The sequence below is a fragment of the Corallococcus sp. NCSPR001 genome (assembly GCF_017309135.1).
Classification (GTDB): Bacteria; Myxococcota; Myxococcia; order Myxococcales; family Myxococcaceae; genus Corallococcus.
This window is the reverse complement of record NZ_JAFIMS010000002.1, coordinates 8,712,899-8,734,720: the sequence shown is the minus strand read 5'-3', so window position 1 is coordinate 8,734,720 and position 21,822 is coordinate 8,712,899. Positions and strand designations below refer to the sequence as shown.

At 71.2% G+C, this 21,822-nt stretch carries 19 protein-coding genes; 12 read left to right on the top strand and 7 right to left on the bottom strand.

Features of this window, described 5'->3' with window-relative positions:
- Nucleotides 1-72: 72 nt before the first annotated feature.
- Together JYJ93_RS37155 and JYJ93_RS37150 are read right to left on the bottom strand one after the other, a co-directional pair.
- Nucleotides 73-366, bottom strand: coding sequence for a hypothetical protein (locus JYJ93_RS37155; RefSeq protein ID WP_206799404.1), 294 nt, complete (start codon nucleotides 364-366; stop codon nucleotides 73-75).
- Nucleotides 367-628: 262 nt separating this feature from the next.
- Nucleotides 629-889, bottom strand: a complete 261-nt coding sequence (locus JYJ93_RS37150) for a hypothetical protein (RefSeq protein WP_206799403.1) — start codon at nucleotides 887-889, stop codon at nucleotides 629-631.
- 336 nt (nucleotides 890-1,225) lie between these two features.
- Here JYJ93_RS37150 and JYJ93_RS37145 point away from each other — a divergent pair, with 336 nt between their 5' ends.
- The 4 genes from JYJ93_RS37145 (at nucleotide 1,226) to JYJ93_RS37130 (ending at nucleotide 6,489) form a co-directional block, all read left to right on the top strand.
- On the top strand, nucleotides 1,226-1,687 hold the full coding sequence (locus tag JYJ93_RS37145; RefSeq protein WP_206799402.1) for a hypothetical protein: 462 nt from the start codon (nucleotides 1,226-1,228) through the stop codon (nucleotides 1,685-1,687).
- 73 nt (nucleotides 1,688-1,760) lie between these two features.
- A complete protein-coding gene (locus JYJ93_RS37140; protein ID WP_206799401.1) occupies nucleotides 1,761-3,188 on the top strand; it encodes an ATP-binding protein in 1,428 nt (475 codons plus the stop codon).
- Nucleotides 3,185-4,546: a sigma-54 dependent transcriptional regulator gene (locus tag JYJ93_RS37135; protein ID WP_206799400.1), complete on the top strand. Its 1,362-nt coding sequence runs from the start codon at nucleotides 3,185-3,187 to the stop codon at nucleotides 4,544-4,546. The genes JYJ93_RS37140 and JYJ93_RS37135 overlap by 4 nt, the downstream gene beginning before the upstream one ends.
- A 167-nt stretch (nucleotides 4,547-4,713) precedes the next feature.
- Nucleotides 4,714-6,489, top strand: a complete 1,776-nt coding sequence (locus JYJ93_RS37130; RefSeq protein ID WP_242544070.1) for a L,D-transpeptidase family protein — start codon at nucleotides 4,714-4,716, stop codon at nucleotides 6,487-6,489.
- On the opposite strand, the gene JYJ93_RS37125 is transcribed toward JYJ93_RS37130, so the two are convergent.
- Genes JYJ93_RS37125 through JYJ93_RS37115 form a run of 3 tightly spaced genes read right to left on the bottom strand, consistent with a single transcriptional unit; the run spans nucleotide 6,486 to nucleotide 8,358 of the window.
- Entirely contained in the window at nucleotides 6,486-6,902 is a 417-nt protein-coding gene (locus tag JYJ93_RS37125) for a secondary thiamine-phosphate synthase enzyme YjbQ (protein ID WP_206799397.1), read from the bottom strand. The genes JYJ93_RS37130 and JYJ93_RS37125 overlap by 4 nt on opposite strands.
- Nucleotides 6,903-6,925: 23 nt before the next feature.
- Entirely contained in the window at nucleotides 6,926-7,660 is a 735-nt protein-coding gene (locus JYJ93_RS37120) for a phospholipase (RefSeq protein ID WP_206799396.1), read from the bottom strand.
- Nucleotides 7,657-8,358 (bottom strand): peptidylprolyl isomerase, encoded by a 702-nt coding sequence (locus JYJ93_RS37115; RefSeq protein ID WP_242544069.1) that lies wholly within the window; start codon nucleotides 8,356-8,358, stop codon nucleotides 7,657-7,659. Before JYJ93_RS37115 ends, JYJ93_RS37120 begins: the two co-directional genes overlap by 4 nt.
- A gap of 75 nt (nucleotides 8,359-8,433) precedes the next feature.
- On the opposite strand from JYJ93_RS37115, the gene speD reads away from it, so the two are divergent.
- From speD to JYJ93_RS37080, 7 genes are read left to right on the top strand one after another with little or no spacing between them, the layout of a single operon-like run.
- On the top strand, nucleotides 8,434-8,784 hold the full coding sequence (gene speD / locus JYJ93_RS37110; RefSeq protein WP_120525197.1) for an adenosylmethionine decarboxylase: 351 nt from the start codon (nucleotides 8,434-8,436) through the stop codon (nucleotides 8,782-8,784).
- Complete coding sequence (locus JYJ93_RS37105; RefSeq protein WP_206799395.1) at nucleotides 8,781-10,697, top strand: DUF4178 domain-containing protein; 1,917 nt, start codon at nucleotides 8,781-8,783, stop codon at nucleotides 10,695-10,697. The genes speD and JYJ93_RS37105 overlap by 4 nt, the downstream gene beginning before the upstream one ends.
- A gap of 19 nt (nucleotides 10,698-10,716) precedes the next feature.
- On the top strand, nucleotides 10,717-10,878 hold the full coding sequence (locus JYJ93_RS37100; RefSeq protein WP_206799394.1) for a hypothetical protein: 162 nt from the start codon (nucleotides 10,717-10,719) through the stop codon (nucleotides 10,876-10,878).
- Complete coding sequence (locus tag JYJ93_RS37095; RefSeq protein WP_014393984.1) at nucleotides 10,878-11,105, top strand: DUF350 domain-containing protein; 228 nt, start codon at nucleotides 10,878-10,880, stop codon at nucleotides 11,103-11,105. Before JYJ93_RS37100 ends, JYJ93_RS37095 begins: the two co-directional genes overlap by 1 nt.
- A 13-nt stretch (nucleotides 11,106-11,118) precedes the next feature.
- Entirely contained in the window at nucleotides 11,119-12,615 is a 1,497-nt protein-coding gene (locus JYJ93_RS37090; RefSeq protein ID WP_206799393.1) for a polyamine aminopropyltransferase, read from the top strand.
- Entirely contained in the window at nucleotides 12,606-14,237 is a 1,632-nt protein-coding gene (locus tag JYJ93_RS37085) for an FAD-dependent oxidoreductase (RefSeq protein WP_206799392.1), read from the top strand. The genes JYJ93_RS37090 and JYJ93_RS37085 overlap by 10 nt, the downstream gene beginning before the upstream one ends.
- A gap of 26 nt (nucleotides 14,238-14,263) precedes the next feature.
- On the top strand, nucleotides 14,264-15,544 hold the full coding sequence (locus JYJ93_RS37080) for a beta-eliminating lyase-related protein (protein ID WP_206799391.1): 1,281 nt from the start codon (nucleotides 14,264-14,266) through the stop codon (nucleotides 15,542-15,544).
- A gap of 76 nt (nucleotides 15,545-15,620) precedes the next feature.
- On the opposite strand, the gene JYJ93_RS37075 is transcribed toward JYJ93_RS37080, so the two are convergent.
- Together JYJ93_RS37075 and JYJ93_RS37070 are read right to left on the bottom strand one after the other, a co-directional pair.
- Entirely contained in the window at nucleotides 15,621-16,034 is a 414-nt protein-coding gene (locus JYJ93_RS37075) for a cupin domain-containing protein (protein WP_206799390.1), read from the bottom strand.
- Between the two features lie 246 nt (nucleotides 16,035-16,280).
- A complete protein-coding gene (locus JYJ93_RS37070) occupies nucleotides 16,281-20,444 on the bottom strand; it encodes a DUF3857 domain-containing protein (protein ID WP_206799389.1) in 4,164 nt (1,387 codons plus the stop codon).
- A gap of 229 nt (nucleotides 20,445-20,673) precedes the next feature.
- Here JYJ93_RS37070 and JYJ93_RS37065 point away from each other — a divergent pair, with 229 nt between their 5' ends.
- Nucleotides 20,674-21,816, top strand: a complete 1,143-nt coding sequence (locus tag JYJ93_RS37065) for a hypothetical protein (RefSeq protein ID WP_206799387.1) — start codon at nucleotides 20,674-20,676, stop codon at nucleotides 21,814-21,816.
- Nucleotides 21,817-21,822 lie beyond the last annotated feature (6 nt).

Here is a 21,822-nt window from a genome sequence, read left to right as displayed (position 1 = left end):
GGGCGCCCTCGTGAGGAGAGCGCCCCTGCCCGGGCACCGCGTGCGGCGCATCCCTTGGAGGAGTGAAGGGGGCTACTTCGTGGACTTCGCCGAGGCGGGGGCCTTCAGGGGCTTCTTGCCGCCGGTGCCCTGCATCATCGTCTCCGTGCGGCCGGAGGGCGCGGTCTCGGTGGCCGCCTCGGTCTTGCTCTCGGTCTTCGCGGGGGCGTGCGGGTCGGCCTGGATGTTGTCGCCGGTGGGGGTCTCGAGGGTGCCGGTCGCGGGGGGATTGGCCGGGCCCCGCGTATCCGTGGGCGCCTTGGTGGGCGGCGGGGAAGCGATGGCGGCGGAGGCTGCGAACAGGGCGGCGACGAGGAAGGTCTTCATGGTGATGGGCTCGGATGCGAGACGGACTGCCCTCGCTGGAGTGCGCCGGGCGTCGTCATCGCGGCTCTAGATGGAGGCCGCGGATTGTTTATTCACGCTCCGTCACGTGGCGGCGCGCTCGCGGCGGGCCGCTGGAGTGGCAACGATTCCGCTCATGCGCGCAAACGACAACAGGGGCGCCCTCGTGAGGAGAGCGCCCCTGCCGGGGACCCCGTCCTGCGCCGTCCCTTGGAGGCGGACAGGGCGCGAGTGAAGCGAGGGATCAGCCCTCGGTCTTCGTCTCGGTGGAGGTCTTCTTCTCGGTCTTGGTCTTCGTGCCCTTCTTGGTGGCCTTGCCCTCGTGCTTGGTCTCGGTCTTGGACTCGGTCTTCATCTCGCCCTGCATCTCGGCGGCGGGAGCGGCGGCCTCGGTCTTCGCCTCGGCGGCGGGAGCGGGCTGCGCGGCGGGGGCGGCGGCCGGGGCCGGGGTGTTGGCGAACGCGGTGGTGGCGGCGAAGAGGGCGGCGACGATGACGGTCTTCATGGATGGCTCCGGGGACGACACGCCGACGCGGAATTGCATCGGTTGATGCCATGACCCTTGAGCACTCGCCGTGCCAGCACCGGTTTCAAGCAACTTCGCGGGGTTCTCCGGGTGGGAGCGGATCCGCCATGGGGAGAATCTCCTCAGTTGCGATTGCAACAATGGGTGCAAGCTCCCCAGGCAGGCGCACGTTGCTTTGACGGCAACGACGCTCTTCTGCAAGCTGCACGGCAACCTTCCGTTCCGAGCGCCACGCGCCGGGACATGAAGTGGAGCAAGAAGCCCGGACGTCCTCGTCGTGCATGTCGCGCGGCCAGGTGTCGGGAGAGATGGCGTATGCGGCACCTGCTGGTGGCATGGAGTGTGGCGTGGCTGGGAGTGGGATGCGCCGCGACCATTCCCCCCGAGCGCCTCCAGGCCCAGGTGACGGAGACGGAGCGCTGGCAGCGCGAGTACCAGGCCGAGCGCGAGCGCACCGAGGCGCTGGCGGCGAAGCTGGCGGCGCTGGAGTCCGCGCTGGAGGAGCTGGCGCAGGAGCGCGCGGAGGCGGAGCAGGCGCGGGCGGAGGCGGAGCAGGCGCGCGCGACCGCCACGGAGGAGCTGGCGCGGCTGGAGGCGGAGCGCCACACGCTGGAGGAGCACAACGCGCAGCTGTTGGCGCGGCAGCGCGAGCTGGCGGCGCTGCACGAGGAGCTGTCGGACGTCTGGTACGAGTCCGCGCTGGAGCGCGCGCGGCGGCGCACCCAGCCGCCGCTGCCGGGCGCCACCTCCACCGAGGCGGCCGGGCCGGTGCCGTGAGTTTCGCGTGGGCGTCCGTGACGGGGCGCCCGCGGGTTCTTCATCTGTCGATTCAAGGAGCGTCCCCGTGGCGATGAACTCGCGGACCCCCATCCGTGGATACCGCGCGGGTTTCTTCTTCGTGGTGACGCTCCTGTCGGGCGTCATCGGCTTCATGCTCTTGACGGAGGTGCGCACCGGGCGTCAGGTGGACGCGCTGGTGCTGGAGGCCCTGGAGCGCGCGAGCCTCATCGGCCGCATCCGCGTGGACGTGATGTCGCTGGAGTCCGCCATCGAGGCCCACGTGCGCTCCAGCGGCGACGCCGAGCGCAAGGAAGCCGACGCGGTGATGGAGGACATCCTGGGCAGCATCCGCCAGTCCTCGGAGGCGTACATGCGCCACCTGCCGCCCGGCGAGAAGGAGATCTGGCTGCGCTTCAACGGCGCGTGCCAGGGGCTGGCGGACCAGGTGCGCGCGGCGGCGGTGTTCTCACGGCAGCGCGACGCGGAGCGCGCCCGGCGCCACCTGGTGGAGAGCATCCGCCCCCTGGCGGCGGAGGTGGACCAACTGGCGGGACAACTGGCCACGGAGAACGCGTCCGACGCGCGCGTGCTGGTGGGGAGGCTGGGCACGCTGCGGGTGCGCAATACCGCATTGGGCGCGGCCACCACGCTCCTGGCCATCCTGCTGTCCATGCTGGTGGGCTGGCACATCATCTCCCTGCTCAAGCGCCAGGACGCCACCATCCAGGGGCAGCTAGAGGAGCTGGGGCGGCACAACCAGGAGCTGGATGCGTTCACCCGGCGCGTGGCGCACGACCTGATGGGCCCGCTGTCCCCGCTCAAGGGCTACCTGACGCTCATCCGGCGCTCCGGCGCGGTGAAGGACCCGGGCGCGCTGGAGATGATTTCGCAGTGCGAGTCCAGCGCGGTGCGCATGGGCGAGCTCATTGAAGCGCTGCTGCGCTTCTGCCGCGCGGGCACCCGGGGCGACGGGACGATGGGGGAGCTGGACACGGCGGTGAGCACGCTCTTGTTGGAGGTGAGCCAGACGGCCACGGCGCTGGGCGTGTCGCTGGAGCGCGAGCTGGAGCCGGGCGTGCTGGTGGATTGTCCGGCGCAACTGCTCCAGGTGGTGGCGCGCAACCTGCTGTCCAACGCGGTGAAGTACACGGCGGGGCGGCCGGATCCGCGCGTGAAGGTGCGGGTGGCGACGGAAGGGACGGACGCGGTGGTGGAGGTGACGGACAATGGGCTGGGGATGAGCGCGGCGACGCAGGCGTCGCTCTTCCAGCCGTTCTTCCGGGCCGCGGAGGTGCGGGGCATTCCCGGGCACGGCCTGGGGCTGGCGACCACCCGGCGCGTGGTGGAGGCGCACGGCGGCACGCTCACGGTGCATTCAGAAGAGGGCAAGGGCACGCGGATCCGCGTGCGGTTCGCACGTGTGGCGCGCACTCCGGCGCCGCTTGTGGTGGAGTCCGGGGCGCAGCGCGACGCCCCCTCCATCCGCAAGGCCTCATGAGCACAGCCCGAATCCTCGTCGTCGATGATGATCCGCATGCGCGCGACCTGCTCCAGCGCCTGCTGGGCGTGCTGGGGCCGGTGACGCAGGCGCCGGACCCCAAGGGCGCGGCGGAGCGGATGGGCGAGCAGTCCTTCGACCTGGTGCTCACGGACATGGCCATGCCCGACCCGGGCGACGGCCTGAAGGTGCTCCAGTTGGTGCGGCAGAACCTGCCGGACACACCGGTGATCGTCGTGACGGCGTTCGGCAACATCGAGGGCGCGCTGGACAGCATCCAGCAGGGCGCCTTCGACTATCTGTCCAAGCCGTTCGACGTGGACGCCATCATGCGGGTGGCGAAGCGCGCGCTGGAGCAGAAGCGGCTGGTGGAGGAGAACCGCACGCTGCGCAAGCAGGTGGAGCGCACGTCGCTGGTGGGCCGCAGCCAGGCGCTGCTGGAGGTCTACAAGCAGGTGGCCCGCGCGGCGACCAGCAACGTGCCGGTGCTGATTACGGGTGAGACGGGCACGGGCAAGGAGATGGTGGCGCGGGCGCTGCACAAGCGCTCGGCGCGCACGTCCGGGCCGTTCATCCCGGTGGACTGCGGCGCCATCACCGAGTCGCTGATGGAGAGCGAGCTGTTCGGCCACGCGAAGGGCAGCTTCACAGGAGCGTCGGGCGCGCGGCGCGGCCTGTTTGAGGAGGCCAACGGCGGCACGCTGTTCCTGGACGAGATTGGCGACGTGGGGATGAAGGTCCAGTCCCAGCTTTTGCGCGTGCTCCAGGAAGGCGAGATCCGCCGCGTGGGCGAGAGCGTCCCGGTGAAGGTGGACGTTCGGGTGCTGGCGGCGACGAACAAGGACTTGAAGGCGCGGGTGGCTGACGGGGCGTTCCGCGAGGACCTGCTGTACCGGCTGGACGTGGTGCACCTGCACCTGCCGCCCTTGCGTGAACGGCGCGAGGACATCCCGGCGCTGGTGGAGCACTTCGCGTCGCTGCACGCGAGGGGCGGGGTGCGGCCGGTGGTGACGGCGGACGCGATGGCGCGGCTCACGGTGTACGACTGGCCGGGCAACGTGCGGCAGTTGGAGAACGTGATGGCGCGGGCGCTCGCGCTGAACGTGACGGGCGTGCTGGGGCCGCCGGACTTTCCGGAGCCCATCGGTGACGCGCCCAAGCGGCTGACGGGGCTCGCGGGGGACCTGCCTCCCCTCGCGGAGCTGTCCAGGCGGTACGCGGCGCACGTGCTCCAGCACGTGGGTGGCAACAAGAGCGAAGCCGCGCGCCTGTTGGGCGTGGACCGCAAGACGCTCTACAAGTTGCTGGAGGCCCAGGAGACGCCCGAAGGCATTCCGCCCACGGATGGGCGGAGCTGATCCGCGGAGGCACTTTCCGCCGCTCGCGGCAATCGCCGTTCAGGGCGCAAGGACTGCCCACCAACGCGTAGGAGATCGCACCTGGGCCGACGTTGAGGATGTCAGCGGGGACCCGTAGCGTTGCGGCTTGTATGCGCCGCCGCTGGTTCCCCCTCGGACTCCCCCTGTTGTTCTTCGCGTGCGCTCCGGTGGAGCCCCCCGTTCCCGCCGTACCGGTGGACGCGGGCACCGTGGCGGCACAGGCCCCCGCGCCGACTGTGCAGACGCAGGCCTCCGCGCCTGATGTAGAGGCCGCGCGAGAGGAGGCCGCGCAGGCGCTCCACTCCGCATGGCAGGCCACCGCGCCCGAGTCGTCCGACGACGGTGGTGTCACGCATGCCGCTGCGCCTGCGCTGCTGGACGTCATGGAAGGCTCGGAGGACGCGGGCAGTGAGCCCTCGCTGGCGCAATCCATCTCCGTCGGGTCGAGCACCGAGGCCCTGCCGGGCGAAGAGGAACCGCAGGTCATCACCGAGTCCGATGTCCCCGTGCTGGAACTGGGACCGGATGGTGAGCCGTTGATCGACGCGGAGGACCCGGCGACCAATGCGGATGCTCTTGCTCAAGTCGATGCCAATGCGCTGGACGGAGGAAGCGCCGCTATCGTCACAGGCGTCGACGGTGACGAAGACGTCGTCGCTGAAGCACCGTCCATGGAAGCCGACGCGGGCATGGAGCCCTACGCCATCCCATACGCGCCGGACGCGGGCTCGCTGCGTGTGCGCCGCTCCATCGCGGTGCGCTCCGAGCCCCGGCAGGATTCGCCTTCACTGGGCACCGTGGCCCAGGACATGCGCGTGAAGTGGCAGGGCGCGATGCGCGGGCCGGACTGCGACTGGGTGCAACTGCAACCGCGTGGCTGGGTCTGCGAGCGCTACCTGGAACAGAACTTCCGCGAGCCCCGCGTCCGCCCGCTGCCCCGAGTAGAAGAGGGTGCGCTCACCCCGGGCGTCTACGCGCGCGTGGTGGGCCACCGCGTACGCGCCTATCCGAGCCTCGCGCTCGCCCGCCGCAAGAAGCAGGGCGTGCTGCTCAAGGGCTCCGTCACCGTGAAGCTCCTGGGCCAGGTGAAGGTCGGCCGGCGCACCTTCTGGCGCACCTCCGACGGTCAGTACTTCGAGGCGCGCGTGCTGCGCGAACACCGCCCCTCCGACTTCAGCGGCCTGGACGCGGAGGCGCTCGCGTCCCTGCCCATGCCCTTCGGCTGGGCCCAGTCCCGCACCGCCCCCCGCACCGACGTGGTGGTGCGCAAAGCCCCGGACGCGAAAGCGGAACGAGAAACGACTCTCCCGCCGCGCACGCTCGTCTCCGTGCGCGAGCTGTCCCCCGACGGCCAGTGGGTCCGCATCGCGGAGGACCACTGGGTGGCGCGCGGCGACCTGCACGTCGCCTGGCCGTTGGCGTCACCGTCCATCGTGGAGCCCGGCGCGCGCTGGCTGGACGTGGACCTGGAGGCCCAGACGCTCGTCGCCTACGAGGGCGACCGCCCCGTCTACGCCACGCTCATCTCCTCCGGCCAACCCGGCACCGACACGCCAGAAGGTCTCTTCCGCATCTGGGTGAAGTTCGCGGAAGCCGACATGACGGGCACCACGGGCAAGGCCAGCTACCGCGTGGCCACCGTGCCATGGACGATGTTCTTCGAGGGCGACTTCGCCCTGCACACCGCCTACTGGCACGACCGCTTCGGCGAACCCGTGAGCCACGGCTGCATCAACCTGGCCCCCAAGGACGCGCGAGCCCTCTACGGGTGGACGACGCCCGAAGTGCCCACCGGCTGGTCCATGGTCCACGCGATGCCGGACGACCCCGGCACCTGGGTGCGCATCCGGGGCCAGGCCCACGAGGCGCCAAAGAAGCGCCGCAAGGGCGCCCCCGTCGTCGCCACCGTCCGGGACCTCTAGTCGCCCAGCACGGACACCGTGACGCGGCGGCGGTGCGGTGACGTGCGGTGCTCCCAGACGTAGACGCCCTGCCACGTGCCCAGGTCCGCCTGTCCGTCCTTCACCGGGATGCTCAGGGACAGCTGCGTCAGCACCGTGCGCACGTGCGCCGGCATGTCGTCCGGCCCCTCCGCGTCGTGCTGGAACAGCGGGTCCCCGTCCTTCACCAGCCGGGAGAAGAACGCCTCCAGGTCGCGCTGGACGACGGGGTCCGCGTTCTCGCCGATGATCAGCGACGCGCTGGTGTGGTGCAGGAACACCGTGCACAGGCCCTCGCGGATGCCCGTGCCCTTCACCGCCCGCTGCACCTCACCGGTGATGTCCACCAGGCCCCGGCCCCGCGTGGACACCGTCAGCTCCTTCGCCTGATACACCCGGAAACCCTCCGTCCCGCGGCTCAGCGCCCGTCCAGCCGCTTCACGAGGAACGCCGCCAGCTGCTCCAGCTCCTCCGTGATGATGGTGTGCCCGCCGTCGAATGGCAGGAACTCCACCGGCAGCCCCGCGCCCGTCAGCAGGTCGCGCAGGCGCTCGCCCTCCTGGAAGGGCAGCACCGGATCCTGCCGGCCGTGGCCCTGGAACACCGACAGCGCCGGACGGCCTCGGGCCTTGGGCTCCCACTCCTTGCCGGCGACCATGGCCCCGGACAAGAGACACAGGCCGGCGGGGCACTCCTCCAGCCGCAGCGCCACGTCCGTGGACATCATCGCGCCCTGGCTGAAGCCTCCCAGCACCACGCGGCCCGGCGGCACCTGGAGCGCCGCCATCACGCTCATCAGCGCCCGGCGCGCGGCGGGCATCCCCGGCGGCACGGCCTGGGAGTACTGCGCCCAGTCCCGCCCCTGGCCCATCAGGATGGCCATGGGGATCTCGAACCACGCGCGGCCCCCGGGCATGCCCAGCGCGTCCAGCGACAGCAGGGCCTCCGGGAAGACGAACCGCACGCCCTGCGCCAGGCGGGGCGCCGCCGTCATCAGCTCGGGCGCCAGCGCCACCAGGTCCGTGCCCGGCGCGCCGAAGCCGTGGCTCAACAGCACCACCAGCTCCGGCGCCGCGCCCTCGGGGAGCGCGTCCACCACGTGGCAGTTCAGCTCTCCCAGCCGGGTGCGCACGTGGCGCGGGCGGAGGCTCACGGCTGCGTGTCGCTGATGGTGATGTGCTTGATGCTCACGTCCGTGAACGGCCGGTCCGCCCGGTTGCGCTCCACGCCGGCGATCTTCTGCACCACGTCGTAGCCCTTCACCGTCTCACCGAAGATGGTGTGCTTGCCCTTGAGGAACTGCGGCTTGGACGTGGTGATGAAGAACTGGCTGCCGTTGGTGCCCGGGCCCGCGTTGGCCATGGCCAGCAGGCCCTCCTTGTCGAAGTCCCGGTTGCTCTGGAACTCGTCCCCGAAGCGGTAGCCCGGGTCGCCCCGGCCCGTGCCCGTGGGGTCGCCGCCCTGGATCATGAAGTCCGGGATGACGCGGTGGAAGAGGACGCCGTCGTAGAGCGGCTTGCCCTCCTCGCGCTCACCCGTCTTGGGGTTGATCCACGGCTGCTCGCCGGTGGCCAGGCCCACGAAGTTCGCCACCGTCTTGGGCGCGTCCTTGGAGAAGAGCTTGATGACGACGGTGCCCTCGCTCGTCTCCATCGTGGCCCAGAGGTCCTGGCCCTCCAGGGCCTTCTTCTGGAAGCCCTTCGCGGAGGCCGGGTCTGTCTGCAGGCTCACCGTGCGGGGGGCCGGCGCGGAGTTGGAGGGGGCCTTCGCCGCGGGCGGCTGCTCCTTGTCCTTGGAGCACGCGGTCAGGGCGAGGCAGAGGAGTCCAGCGGTCAGGAATCGGGTGCGCATGGGGCGGGCATCCTAGCGGCTTTCGACCCGGCTCCAGCGTGTTAAAGAGGGTCTCCACTCCCGGAGGTTTCCCCTGTGACAACCGGACAGGAATGGCTGGTTGACGCGAGCGGCTGCGCGCCGGAGCGGCTCAAGGACGCGGCCGCGCTGGCGGCGCTCTTCGAGGAGCTGGTCGTCCTGATGGACCTGAAGGTCGTGGGCCAGCCGCAGTGGCACGTCTTCCCGGAGCCCGGCGGCGTCACCGGCCTGGCGCTCCTGGCCGAAAGCCACCTGGCCATCCACACCTTCCCGGAGCATGGCTTCGCGGCGCTCAACGTCTACTGCTGCCGCACCCGCGCGCGTCCGGACTTCGACGCGCTGGCGGCGAAGCACCTGGGCGCCACGTCGTGCCGTGTGCGCGAGCTGTCGAGAGGGGTGGAGGCGTGACGCAGGGGGCGTGTCCGTCGTGTGGCGCGAGCGTGGAGTTCTCCGCCGGGTCGGCGCAGGTCGTGGTGTGCGGCCACTGCCAGACGATGGTGGCCCGCGTGGGCGCGGAGCTGGAGGACCACGGCAAGGTGTCCCGCATCGTGGAGACGGACTCCCCGCTGCGCCTGGGCCTGGAGGGCCGCGTCAACGGCACCGCGTATCAAATCGTCGGGCACCTCCAGAAGGACCACGGCGCCGGCCCCTGGGACGAGTGGTACGTGGAGATGTCCGACGGCCGCACCGGCTGGCTCAGCGAGTCCGAGGGCGCCTTCCACCTGCTCTCCGACGCGGGCGTGGAGGAGGGCATCGAGCTGGAGCACCTCCACCCCGGGGACCGCCTGCGCCTGCGCAACCGCCCGCTGGTGGTGGAGGAGCGCGGCCACGGGCGCGTCGTCGCCGCGGAGGGGCAGCTCCCCAGCGACGTGGATCCGACCGCGGACAGCTACTACGTGGACGCCACCGGCCCGCGCGGCCTGTTCGTCACGCTGGACTTCGGCACGCGCGACCGCGACCCGGAGGTCTTCCTGGGGCAGCGGCTGGAGCTCAAGCAACTGGGCATCCCCGCGGGGGAGATGCGCCCCCGCGTGCGCAAGGCCCAGCTCCAGCAGGCGCGCTGCACCCACTGCAACGGCCCGCTGGAGCTGCGCGCGCCGGACCAGACGCTGCGCGTGGCGTGCCCGTACTGCGGCGCGCTGATGAGCGTGGCGCAGGGCAAGCTGGCCTTCCTCAAGCTGCTCCAGAAGCCGGAGCTGCCGGCGGCCCTCCAACTGGGACAGAAGGGCACGCTCGACGGCACGGAGTGGATTTGCATCGGCTACCAGGAGCGCTCGTGCGTGGTGGAGGGCACGCGCTACCCGTGGATGGAGTACCTGCTCTACAACGCGGCGCGCGGCTTCACCTGGCTGATGGAGTCCAACGGCCACTGGGTGTTCCTGACGCCCATGGCCGCCGGTGACGTGAGCGTCGTGCCGCAGGTGTCCGCCTTCTACGAGCGCCGCCGCTACAAGGCCTTCCAGTCCGTCACCGCCGTCACCGACGCGGTGGTGGGCGAGTTCTACTGGAAGGTCTTCCAGGGCGAGAAGGCGCGCGCCACGGAGTACGTCGCGCCGCCGTACTCGGTGAACGAGGACGCCACCGACAACGAAGTCACCTACACGCATGGCGAGTACCTCTCCCCGGAGGCGGTGCGCGACGCGTTCAAGCTGAAGGAGCCGCTGCCCAGGCCCCGGGGCATCGCGCCCAGCCAGCCCAACCTGCGCCGCGACTCGATGATGCGCACGCTGCGCTGGTCCGCGGTGTGGCTGCTGGGCCTGTTCGCCCTGTCCGCGGTGCTCCACGCGCGCGCGCTCAACGCGCGGGTGCTGGACCTGCAGGTGACGCTGCCCAGGACCGCGAACTCCGGCACCCCGGACGCCATGCACTTCAGCGAGCCCTTCGAACTCGTGCGGGCCGGCAACGTGCGGGCGGAGATCCACATGTCGCAGTCGCTCAACAATGCCTGGGTGGGCGTGCAGGGCGACCTGGTGAACCAGGACACGCAGGACGTGGTGAGCTTCTACGAAGAGGTGAGCTACTACCACGGGCGCGACAGCGACGGCTCCTGGAGCGAGGGCAGCCAGAACGGCAGCGTGTTCCTGTCGTCCCTGCCCAAGGGGAAGTACGTGCTGCGGACGACCACGTCGTTCGACCCGGCGCTGAAGCTCACGGGGCCCCAGCTGGGGCCCGTCGTCAGCTACCAGGTGGTGCTCACGCACGACACGCCCAACGAGAGCTGGTTCGTCATCTCGCTGGTGCTGCTGTTGGTGATTCCGGCGGTGTCGTTCTTCTTCGCCAACGGCTTCGAGACCGAGCGCTGGAAGGAGAGCAACCTGTGAGCGGGCAGGGAGGTGGACGATGAAGTACCTGGGCGGACTGGTGCTCGTGGCGTACGCGTGGGCCACCTATACGGGGTGGGCCCCATTCAGTAACGAGGAGCGCGGGCGGGTGACCGGCGACGTGAAGCGCGGTCCCGGCGGCGTGCTGCTGTGGACCGGTGGATTCATGGGAGGCAAGTGATGCTGTTGCTCGGAGTGGTGGTCACCCTGCAGGGAGTGCTGGCGAGCGTCATCTATTCGCTCATCGGCCTGGTGGTGTTCGTGGCCGGCTTCTACGTCATCCGCCTCATCCTGCCGTACGACGTGCACAAGGAGATCGAGGTCGACCAGAACACCGCGCTGGGCATCGTCATCGGCTCGTTCATCCTGGGCCTGGCCATCATCATCGCGGCGGCCATCAGCGGCTGAAACACGTGACGCTTTGAACAAGACGCTGCTCTTCCTCACCGTCCTCGTCATCGCGACGTGCGGGCTCATCTACGAGCTCATCGTCGGGACGCTCGCCAGCTACCTGCTGGGGGACAGCATTACCCAGTTCTCCACCGTCATTGGCGGCTACCTCTTCGCCATGGGCATTGGCAGCTACCTGTCGCGCTTCGTGGAGCGCGGGGTGGCCCAGCGCTTCGTGGAGATTGAGCTGGCCGTGGCCCTGGTCGGCGGGCTGTGCGCGCCGATGCTCTTCCTCACCTTCACGCTCACCAGCGTGTTCCCCGTGGTGTTGTACGGCAGCGTGCTCGTCATCGGCACGCTGGTGGGGCTGGAGATTCCCCTCCTGCTGCGCATCCTGCAGGACCAGCTCAAGTTCAAGGACCTGGTCAGCCAGGTGCTGACGTTCGACTACCTGGGCGCGCTCGCGGCCAGCGTGGCCTTCCCGCTGCTGCTGGTGCCGAAGCTGGGGCTGGTGCGCACGTCGCTGCTCTTCGGCCTGCTCAACGCGGGCGTGGGGCTGTGGAGCACGTGGCTGCTCGCGCCCATCCTGGCCAACCCCGTGCGCCTGCGCGTCAAGGCGGTGGCGCTGTGCGCGGGGCTGCTGGTGTGCTTCGCGCTGGGGGACCGGCTCACCACGTTCTACGAGGACCAGCTCTACGCGGACGACGTCGTCCACGCCACCAGCTCTCCCTACCAGCGCATCATCGTCACGCGCGGCAAGCGGGGCTTCTCGCTGTTCCTCAACGGCAACCTCCAGTTCGCCAGCATCGACGAGTACCGCTACCACGAGTCCCTGGTGCACCCGGCCATGGTGCGCGCGCGGAAGGTGGAGCACGTGCTGATCCTGGGCGGCGGTGACGGGCTCGCGGCGCGCGAGGTGCTGAAGTATCCGGAGGTGAAGTCCGTCACGCTGGTGGACCTGGACCCCGCCATCACCGGGCTCGCCATGAACTACCCGGAGCTGGCGGCGCTCAACCACCACTCCATGACGCACCCGAAGATGCGCGTCATCAACACGGACGCCATGCAGTTCCTGGCCGAAGGCGCCAACGCCTGGGACGTCGTCATCGTGGACTTCCCGGACCCCAACAACTTCGCGCTGGGGAAGCTGTACACGACGGGCTTCTACAAGATTCTGAAGAAGCGCCTGGCGCCGGGCGGCGTGGCGGTCATCCAGAGCACCAGCCCCCTGTTCGCGCGGCGCTCGTTCTGGTGCGTGGAGACCACGTTGAAGGCGGCGGGCTTCTGGACGCAGCCGTACCACGCGCTGGTGCCGTCCTTCGGGGAGTGGGGCTACGTGCTGGTGGCGCAGGAGCCGGCCGGCCGCCTCCGCGCGCTGCCGGAGGGGCTGGCTTTCCTGGACGAGGACACGCTGGAGGGGCTCACGCGCTTCTCCCCGGACATGGCGCCGCTGCCGGCGGAGGTGAACCGGCTGAACAACCAGGTGCTGGTGCACTACTACGAAGAGGAGTGGCGCCGGTGGAACTGACGCGGCGCGAGCTGGTGGCAGCGTTCCTGGGCGCCTCCGTGGCGAGCGCCTGTACGCGGCAGGCCGCTCGCGCGCCGGTGCCGGGCGCCATCGTGGACCGGGCGGTGGACACCGGCCACAAGTTGCGCACAGGGCCGCTGCCGCGCGCGCAGGACTTCGAACCGGTGGGCGTGTTGATTGTCGGCGCGGGCGCAGCCGGGCTGTCCGCCGCGTGGCGCCTGTCCGCCGCGGGCGTGAAGGACGTGCGCGTGGTGGAGCTGGAGACGGAGGCCGGGGGCACGTCCCGCTCCGGACGCAACGCCGTGTCCGCGTTCCCGTGGGGCGCGCACTACCTGCCCTCCCCCCTGGAGGACAGAGGGCCGGTGATGCGCCTCTTGCGAGAGATGGACGCCGTCACCGGCGTGGACGCGGAGGGCCACCCGTCGTTCGCGGAGGAGCTGCTCATCCAGGAGCCCGACGAGCGCGTCTTCTACCGGGGCCACTGGTACGAAGGGCTGTACCTGCGCGCGGGCGCGAGCCCGGAGGACCTGGCGGAGCTGGAGCGCTTCGACGCGCGGATGAACGCCTTCGCCGCCGCGCGCGACGCGAAGGGGCGCAAGGCGTTCGCGGTGCCGGGGGCGCTCTCCAGCGACGACGCGGAGTGGACCGCGCTGGACGCGGTGAGCATGGCGCAATGGATGGAGGCGGAGGGCTTCCGCTCGCCCCGGCTGAAGTGGTTCGTGGACTACGCGTGCCGCGACGACTACGGCGCGACCTCCGAGCATGTCTCCGCCTGGGCGGGCATCTGGTACTTCGCCGCGCGGCAGAACGGGAAGGGGGAGCGCAGCGACGGCTTCCTCTCCTGGCCCGAGGGCAACGGCCGGCTGGTGAAGCAATTGGCGTCGTCGCTGGGCCCGCGCCAGTTGGAGACGCAGGTGCTGGTGCACACGGTGGAGCCGGGCGAGGACGGCTGCCGCGTGCACGCGCTGGATGCGCGCACCGGGGCGCCCCGTGCCTTCCACGCCCGGCAGGTGGTGCTGGCGTGCCCGCGCTTCGTCGCCGCGCACGTGGTGGCACCGTGGCGCGAGGCCCGCCCCGCGTGGATGGACGCCTTCGTCTACAGCCCGTGGGTGGTGGCCAACCTGACGGTGTCCGCGCCGCCGGCGTCGCGAGGCTTCCCGCTGGCCTGGGACAACGTCTTCTACGAGAGCCGGAGCCTGGGCTACGTGGTCGCCACGCACCAGTCGCTGCGCCAGGACGTGCGCGGGCCCACGGTGCTCACCTGGTACCTGCCCATGGCCGGCGCGGACGTGAAGGCGGAGCGCAATCAGGCCCTCTCCGCGACGTACGGGGACTGGGAGGCGCTGGTGATGGCGGACCTGTTGCCGGCGCACCCCGGGGTGGGCGCGCTCGCGCAGCGGCTGGAGGTGCAGCGCTGGGGCCACGCCATGGTGCGGCCCCAGCCCGGCTTCATCTGGGGCGAGGCTCGCCGTTCCGCGCAACAGAGCCTGGGGCGGCACCTGCACTTCGCGCACACGGACCTGGGCGGCATGGCCCTCTTCGAGGAGGCCAACTGGTTCGGCGTGCAGGCCGCGGAGCGGGCCCTGGCGGGAATGGGGCTCAAGAGCGCCAGTTGGTTATAGCCATCCGAAGCGGGAGGGTAGGGCACATGAAGGACAGTCGCTTCAGCCGGGCGGAGTTCCTCGGACTCACCAGCCTGCTCGCGGGCTCCACGCTGTTCCCGAGCCGGGGCGAGGCGGCCCCGGACGGGGGCACGCCGTCCCTGCGCACCACGAAGTCGCCGGGGCTCGCGGGCGTCCCCGCGGCGAACGCGAAGGCCCCCGCGCCCAGGCCGGGCTCGCCTTCGCCGGAGGAGATGGCCCAGCTGCACCGGAGCTGCATCGCGTCCCTGCCCGTCACCTCCACGTCCGACGACGGCGCGGAGTACGTGCGCATCGGCGAGTGGATGCAGCGCCAGAAGCTGTCCAGCGACACCTACGGCAACGGCGACTTCGTGCAGGCCTTCGAGAAGAAGATCGCGGACCTGCTGGGCTTCGAGGACGCGTGCTTCATGCCCACGGGCACCATGGCGCAGCTCATCGCGCTGCGCATCTACGCGGACGCAAGCAACGTGCGCACGGTGGGCGTGCACCCGTCGTCACACCACGTGCTGCATGAAGACGACGCCTACTCCGTGCTGCACCAGCTGCGCGCGGTGTACCTGGGCCCGTGGACGCGGCCGTTGCTGGCGGAGGACGTGGCCGGTGCGCGCGACACGCTGGGGAGCGTCAGCGTGGAGCTGCCGGTGCGCTGGCTGGGCGGGCAGCTCCAGACGTGGGAGCAGCTCCAGGAGCTCAAGCGCACCTGCCGCGACAGGAAGGTGAAGCTGCACATGGACGGCGCTCGGCTGTGGGAGAGCCAGCCCTTCTATGGCCGCTCCTACGCGGACATCTGCAAGGGCTTCGACTCCGTCTACGTGTCCTTCTACAAGATGGTGGGCGGCATTGGCGGCGCGATGCTGGTGGGCAGCCGCGACTTCATCCAGGAAGCGCGCGTGTGGCGGCACCGCCACGGCGGCAACCTGTTCCACCTGGCGCCGCTGGTGGCCTCCGCCGCCATGCGCCTCGACGCGGCGCTGGCCGCCATCCCCGGCTACGTGAAGCGCGCGAAGGCGCTCACCGCGCTCATCGCGGCGGACCCGCGCGTCACCGTGCTGCCGCAGCCGGTGCAGACGAACATGTTCCACGTGTTCCTGCGCGGCTCACCCCAGGCCTACGCGAAGCAGCGCGACCGCATCGCGCGCGAGGACCGCGTCTGGGTGGCGTGGGGCTTCGGACAGACGCGCGTGCCCGGCGTCGTGTCCACGGAGCTGCAGGTGAGCGAGGGGCTCCAGAACATCAGCGACGCGGACGCGGCCAGGGCCTTCCTGCGCCTGCTGGAGGCGGCCTGACGTCTGGCCGCCAACCCTGACGTCGGGTGTCAATGTCAGACGCCCGACGTATGAAACACAGCACCGCGGTCGTGCGTCAGGCCGCCTTCTTGACGCTGTACTGCGGCTCCTGCTCCTGCGCCTTCAGGAAGAACTCCGAGTCGAGCAGCATCACGATGCGGCCCTTGTCGTCGTGGAACGCGATGGGGCCGTGCGCGGTGAAGTGCACGAGCGACTCCTCCAGCGCGGTGGTGGCGGGGTGCTCGGCGCCCAGCGGCTCGAACTCGTAGTCGCCCGCGCGGGTGATGCCCAGGCGGTCCTGCGTCGAGCCGGAGAGGATGAAGATTTCAGCCGGGCCCAGGTGCTTGTGCGGCGCGAAGACGGCGCCCTGCTCCATCTTCAGGATGGCGCTCCACACGCCCGTCTCCGCGCTCACGCGCAGCAGGCGGTAGGACGTTCCAGGACCGAGCGGCTTCCACTCGAGGTCGGCGGTGTGAACCAGTCCATTCATCATCGACATTCCGGACATGAAAGCCTCCGCGGTCAGCCCTGCGTCTGTGTGTCTTCAACCATGATAACGCCCGGAAAGGAAAACCTTGCAAGTTAGTCACACGTGTCGGGTTGTTGTCTTTGAGCCACCCCTTTGTCTCAGGAAGATTTCACGGCGGCTGTCCGCCACCGCCGCTGCCAGCCGTATTTTCTGATCAGGCAGAAAGAGTCCGGTGGTGGCGGACCCAGGGGGAAACCCGCACCCGGCTCACTCCGTCCGGGTCGCGGTCGCGGGGGACGCGGCGCCCCGGCGGTGGAGGCGGGCCTGCGCCAGCCGGTGGAACGAGCGCGCGTCGGTCGCATCGTCGGGAGGCACCGCGCGGTAGAGCCCCCGGGCCGCTTCCGTCAACCCGAAGGACTCCGCGAGCCGGGCCTTCACGTAGAGCAGGCCCGCGTCCGCCGGTGTGTCGGCGCCGCCCAGGTCCATGGCGTCGTCCACCAGCTTGCGTGCCTCCACCAGCTTGCCGGACTCCACCAGCAGCGCGGCGAGCAGGGTGGTGGGCGTCGTGTCTCCCTCCGCGCCCAGGCGCACGGCCTTCTGGGCCCACGCGATGTCCTCGGGCTTCACCCGGCCGCGGTGCAGCGCCGCCCAGGCCAGGGTCCGGTACGCGTCCGCACCCGCGCCGCCCAGGTCCATCAACTCGCGCGTGACTTCGTCCAGGCGCGCCCAGTCGCCCAGGTTCAGGGAGGCCAGCATCAGCGACTCGAAGCCCAGGCTGTCCGTGTGCAGCAGCCCGAGCCGGCTCTCGGACACCTGGCGCAGCTCCGCCCACCGGCCGCGCTCGGTGAGCATCTCGCGCTTGAGCCAGAAGGCATCCGCGGACTGCGGTACGTCCGAGCGCACCTCGTCCAGGATGACCTCGGCGTTCGGGCTCTGGCCGCTCGCCCGCGTGGCCACCGCCAACGCCAGCATCAGCCGGTGCCGCTCGTCGCCCGACGCGTACTGCGCCTGGGCCCGCAGCGCGGCGAGGACGCGCGCGTCCCCCGTGCTCGCGCCCAGGTAGGCGCACGCGGCGCGCAGGTGCGTCACGCCCTCCGCCCCGGAGAAGCCCCGCAGCGTGTTCGCGAAGGAGGCCAGCGGGGACAGGCCCGCCGGCCCCACCGCGCGGGTGTCCGCCACGGCCCATTCAATCCACACCAGGGCCTGCTTGAGCTTGCCGGCATCCAGCCACCGCAGCGCCTCCGCTCCCAGCGGGCGCGGATCCGTCACCGAGCCCAGCAGGCGCAGTTGGTTGCTCTCGTTCACGATGTACCAGGCGTCCTCGTACACCTGCGCGCCCAGCAGGAACTTCAGCCGCACCCGGTAGCCAATCTTCTCCTGGCCCTCCACCTTGAGGTCGAGCGCGGCCACGGCGAGGTCCGCCATGGAGGACTCGCCCACGGTGTCCAGGGAGGTCCGTGAGAAGCGCGAGGCCTGGGCCTGGAGCAGCTCCAGCTTGCGGCCCAGCGTGCTGTCCTCGCGGTCGCGGTTGGACAGCAGGGGGCGGATGGTGGCCTTGAAGTCCTTCGCGTCACGCGCCGTCCAGGCCGCCTTGACGATGCGGCGCACCAGCGCCTCCGGCCCCTTCTCCTCCTTCGCGTTCTTGCCGTCGCGGGCGTTCTTCGCCAGCTCCAACTGGAACTGTCGGTCCGGGTCATACGCGCCCTTGAGCGCCGCCTCGAAGAGCTTCACCGCGTCGCCCGCCCGGCCCCGCGTGAGCAGGTGGTTGCCCGCGAGCGCCAGCGCCTGGCGGCGCGCGTCCGGCCCCTCGAACTCGAGGTCCGCCGCCGCGATGGCCTCCGGGATGCCCTGGCGTTCCGCCGTGGTCATCACCAGCACCTTCGTCCGCAGGTCGGAGGGCGCTGCCTGGCGCGCGGCCTCCAGCGCCTCGGCGGTGGCGCCCGAGCGGAACAGCGCCGCGATGAGCCGGTCATCCACGTCCTGGGCGTGCAGGTCGTCGCGCAGGTGGCGCCAGGTGGCCACCGCCTCGGTGAGAGGCGCGCCCCGGCCGAAGCGCTCACCCTCGCGGTTGTGCTCCAGCAGGTCCGCCAGCAGCGCGTTCGCGGCGATGTTGTCCGGCTCCAGCGCGATGGCCTTGCGGCATGCCGCCACCGCGCCCTCCAGGTCCGCGCCCGGGCGCATCGGCTGGCCCTGCGGGTCGTGCTGCAGGACCCACGCGAGCACGTGGTGGACCAGCGGCGAGGACGGCCGCTGCTCCACGGCCCGGCGCGCTTCGATGCGGGCCTGGCCGCCAAAGCCCAACCGCAGGAGCGTGCCGGCGTAGCGCGCGCGCACCTGCGCCGACTCCGCGCGCGACGTGAGCCGCTTCTCGTAGAGGTCCAGGCCGTCCTTCACCCGCCCCGCCTCGACGAGCCGGGCGCCCCGGTCCTCGAACTCCACCTCCAGCGGCGGCCGGTGCGCGAACGTGGCCAGCGCGGTGCGGAAGGCCGTCACCTCGTCCGGCGTGTAGCGGCGCTTCACGGTGTCGAAGCGGAAGGTGGCGGTGAGGCCACCGTCGGACTCGCGCGTGTAGCCCAGCGCGAGCGTCGCGGGCCCCAGCGGCAGCGTCTCGTCGCGGGGGACGGTCCGCACGGCGAACCCCTGGGGCGGGCGCAGGCGGTAGCGCACCTCCGCGCGGTAGGCCACCGGGAGCACCAGGTCCGCCTTGCGCTTCGCGGGCAGGACGGGCTTGCGGCCCAGCTCATCCGGCAAGAGCTCCCGCACGTCGTCCAGGGAGTCCGGCAGCCAGGCCAGGGGCGAGTCGAGCCGCAACGGGACGCGCACGCTGCGCCAGCCCGTGGTGGCGAAGCGCGCGGACGCGACGTCCAGCTCCAGCCGGAAGGGGCCGGAGCCCTCCTCCAGCGACGTGTGCTTCATGCCCTCCAGGGTGCCCTGGTACTGCGCGGTGGCGAGCGCCTCCAGGTTGCGGCGCAGGTCGTCCGGGCGCACCGCGCGCAGCATGCGGCGGTACTGCACCGCCAGCGAGCCCGACAGCTCGCGCGTCTCCTTCACGCGGGCCGGGCCCTCGTCGGAAAGCTCCACGGTGCGGGTGAAGAGGGCGGTGTTCGCGGAAGGCAGCGACTCGTCGATGACGGTGAGTCCCTGGGTGTCCGGCGCGGCCACCAGCGCGTGGCGCCCCTGCAGCTCCGGGGCGAGCATCCCGGCCTCCGCGCCCGGGTCCGTGGGGTCGATCCACAGGGCGGGCGTGCCGGGGACGTGGACGATGGCGTGGTTGAAGAAGCCCATGCCCGGAAGCTCCGGCACGTCCTCGCGCCCGGAGCGCACCAGCGCCACGTGCGCGGGGATGCCCGCGCCGCGCAGCAGGCCCACGAGCAGCGTGGACATCTCCTTGCAGTCGCCGTACTGGCGCGCGAGCACCTGCTTCGGCGGTGCGGGGACGATGGCGGCGGCGCCGAACTCCAGGCCCGTGTAGCGCACCGACTCCCGCACCTCCTCCAAGAGCCGCTGCGCCACGACGCGGCGGTCCTTGGTGCCCTTCGCGAGCGCGCGGGCCCGGGCCTGGAGCGACGCGCCGTCCAGCTGCGCCTCCACGATGGCGTCATAGGCCCGGGCCACCTCGTTCCAGGAGCGGCCCGTGGAGAAGGCCACGTGCGGCTGGAAGGCCTGGGCGGCGGGCAGGTCCGCCTCCAGCGGCGTCACGGCGGCGTAGGGCCCGCCTTCGAAGCTCAGCCGCTTGCGGTCGGACTGGTGCTGCGGCAGCGGCTCCAGCGGCAGCCCCTGGACGCGCAGCGCGAGCTGGGTGCTGGGGGCCACGTCGATGGCCAGGCGCACCTTGCGCACGGGCACGGGGCTGGCGAAGTAGAAGTGCGTGACGACGCCCGCGTCGAAGAACGCCTGCGTGTCCTCCACCACGGACTCCATCTCCACGATGCTGCCGGGCCGCAGCGAGGGCAGCGGCGCGCGCAACGCGCGGGTGTCGCTGTAGACGTCCGGCGCGGAGTCCTCCACGGGCGCGTCGTGCAGCGTCCCCTCATCCAGCGGGTGCTCCTTCCCGTCCGGTGTAATCACGCGGGCGCGGAGGACGGGGCGCTGCTGGCGCCAGGGGGACCACTCGGCGCGGGCCTCGGCCCACTGGCGCACGCCCGCGGCGGTGAGGATGCGGAAGACGTTGCGGTGGGTGGTGCGCCAGCGGTGGGGCCCCAGCTCCTGGTAGTTGCCCTCCCGCAGCAGCACCTCCACGTCTCCGCCCCCGGCGGGCGCGGGAAGCTTCGCGGCGCTGGCGGCCATGGCGGAGGCGGAGGCCGTGAAGGCCGGCCCTTCCCAGGGCAGGGCGCGCTCGGCGCCCAGGGCGGGAAGTGCGGCGAGGAGCAGGCAGAGCAGCGTGGAGGACGTCGCGTTCCGGCGGGCCGGAACGGATGAGGCATGGCGCATGGGCGTGGAAGCGCGCCCGTCCAGACGGGGATCGGCGGATGAAGGAGGACGCGCGGCGCAAAGCCTAACGAATCCCCCGTATGGAATGACACGCACGGGCTGTCATGGCCGCGAGCGGCTTTCGTCCCAATGATTGCTCAAATGTAATGGATTGATTGGATACCGGGTAAATCAGGTGGGTGCGCCAGGACCGGGGAGGGCCGGAGAATGCGCTAATCTCCCGGGCCCGATGCCCCGTCTCCTCTCGCCCGCGCAGGCCTGGCTGTTCGGCCGTGGCGTGGACCTCACCGTGTTCGCCGGCAGCGCGCTCGTGTCCGTGGCCTTCGTGCTGGCCGCGCCGTGGCTGGGGGCGGTGGGGGACACGCCCGCGTGGGCGTGGCTGTTGTTCGTGGTGGGCGTGGACGTGGCGCACGTCTGGTCCACGCTGTTCCGCACGTACCTGGATGGCGAGGAGGTGTCTCGCCGCCCGGGCCTCTACGTGGGCGCGCCGCTCGCCGCGTACACGGCGGGCGTCTTCGCGTACATGGTGTCCCCGGCCGCGTTCTGGAGCCTGTTCGCGTACGTGGCGCTGTTCCACTTCATCCGCCAGCAGTACGGCTGGGTGGCGCTCTACGACCGCAAGGCGCGCGCGTCCGCCTTCGAGCGGCGCCTGGACGCCGCGGCCGTCTACGCCGCCACGCTGGGCCCCGTCGTGTGGTGGCACGCGAACCTGCCCCGCGCGTTCTGGTGGTTCGTGGAGAACGACTTCCTCTCCGGCCTCCCGCGGTGGATGGGCACCGCGGCGCTGGGCGCGCACGCGGCGGTGCTCACGCTGTGGGCCGGCTTCCAGGCCGTGCGCATCGCGCGCGGTGAAGGCGTGCAGGCCGGCAAGGTGCTGCTGGTGGTGGCCACGTGGGTGGCGTGGTTCGGCGGCATCGTGCTGGCGCGGGACGACTTCGCGTTCACGGTGATGAACGTGGTGCTGCACGGCGTGCCGTACTTCGCGCTCCTGTTCCGCTACGCACGCGGGCGCCACGCGGAAGGGGGCTTCGGCGACATGGGCGTGCTCCTGCGTGCGGGGCTGCCGGGCTTCCTGCTGTTCCTCGCGGGACTGGCGCTCATGGAAGAGGGGTTGTGGGACGTGCTGGTGTGGCACGACCGCCCGGTGTTGTTTGGCGACGGTGGACCCGCCCTGGAGGCGGATGTGCTGGCGCTCGTGGTGCCGCTGCTTGCGCTGCCGCAGGCCACGCACTACGTGCTGGATGCATTCATCTGGAAGGCTGGCCGGGAGCCCGCGTTGCTGGTCCGGCTCGGCTGGTCCCGGGCGGGCCAGGGGCCCTCAAACGTCAGCCAGGCGCACAAGGTGGTAGCCATTCCCGGAAGAGGTGAATAGAGCTAG

Excerpts from the sequence above, each read along its gene's own strand:
- JYJ93_RS37155 (WP_206799404.1), bottom strand. The coding sequence starts at position 366 with ATGAAGACCTTCCTCGTCGCCGCCCTGTTCGCAGCCTCCGCCGCCATC.
- JYJ93_RS37145 (WP_206799402.1), top strand. The coding sequence starts at position 1,226 with ATGCGGCACCTGCTGGTGGCATGGAGTGTGGCGTGGCTGGGAGTGGGA.
- JYJ93_RS37065 (WP_206799387.1), top strand. The coding sequence starts at position 20,674 with ATGCCCCGTCTCCTCTCGCCCGCGCAGGCCTGGCTGTTCGGCCGTGGC.
- JYJ93_RS37080 (WP_206799391.1), top strand. The coding sequence starts at position 14,264 with ATGAAGGACAGTCGCTTCAGCCGGGCGGAGTTCCTCGGACTCACCAGC.
- JYJ93_RS37115 (WP_242544069.1), bottom strand. The coding sequence starts at position 8,358 with ATGCGCACCCGATTCCTGACCGCTGGACTCCTCTGCCTCGCCCTGACC.
- JYJ93_RS37150 (WP_206799403.1), bottom strand. The coding sequence starts at position 889 with ATGAAGACCGTCATCGTCGCCGCCCTCTTCGCCGCCACCACCGCGTTC.
- JYJ93_RS37100 (WP_206799394.1), top strand. The coding sequence starts at position 10,717 with ATGAAGTACCTGGGCGGACTGGTGCTCGTGGCGTACGCGTGGGCCACC.
- JYJ93_RS37095 (WP_014393984.1), top strand. The coding sequence starts at position 10,878 with ATGCTGTTGCTCGGAGTGGTGGTCACCCTGCAGGGAGTGCTGGCGAGC.
- JYJ93_RS37135 (WP_206799400.1), top strand. The coding sequence starts at position 3,185 with ATGAGCACAGCCCGAATCCTCGTCGTCGATGATGATCCGCATGCGCGC.
- JYJ93_RS37140 (WP_206799401.1), top strand. The coding sequence starts at position 1,761 with ATGAACTCGCGGACCCCCATCCGTGGATACCGCGCGGGTTTCTTCTTC.
- JYJ93_RS37070 (WP_206799389.1), bottom strand. The coding sequence starts at position 20,444 with ATGCGCCATGCCTCATCCGTTCCGGCCCGCCGGAACGCGACGTCCTCC.
- JYJ93_RS37075 (WP_206799390.1), bottom strand. The coding sequence starts at position 16,034 with ATGAATGGACTGGTTCACACCGCCGACCTCGAGTGGAAGCCGCTCGGT.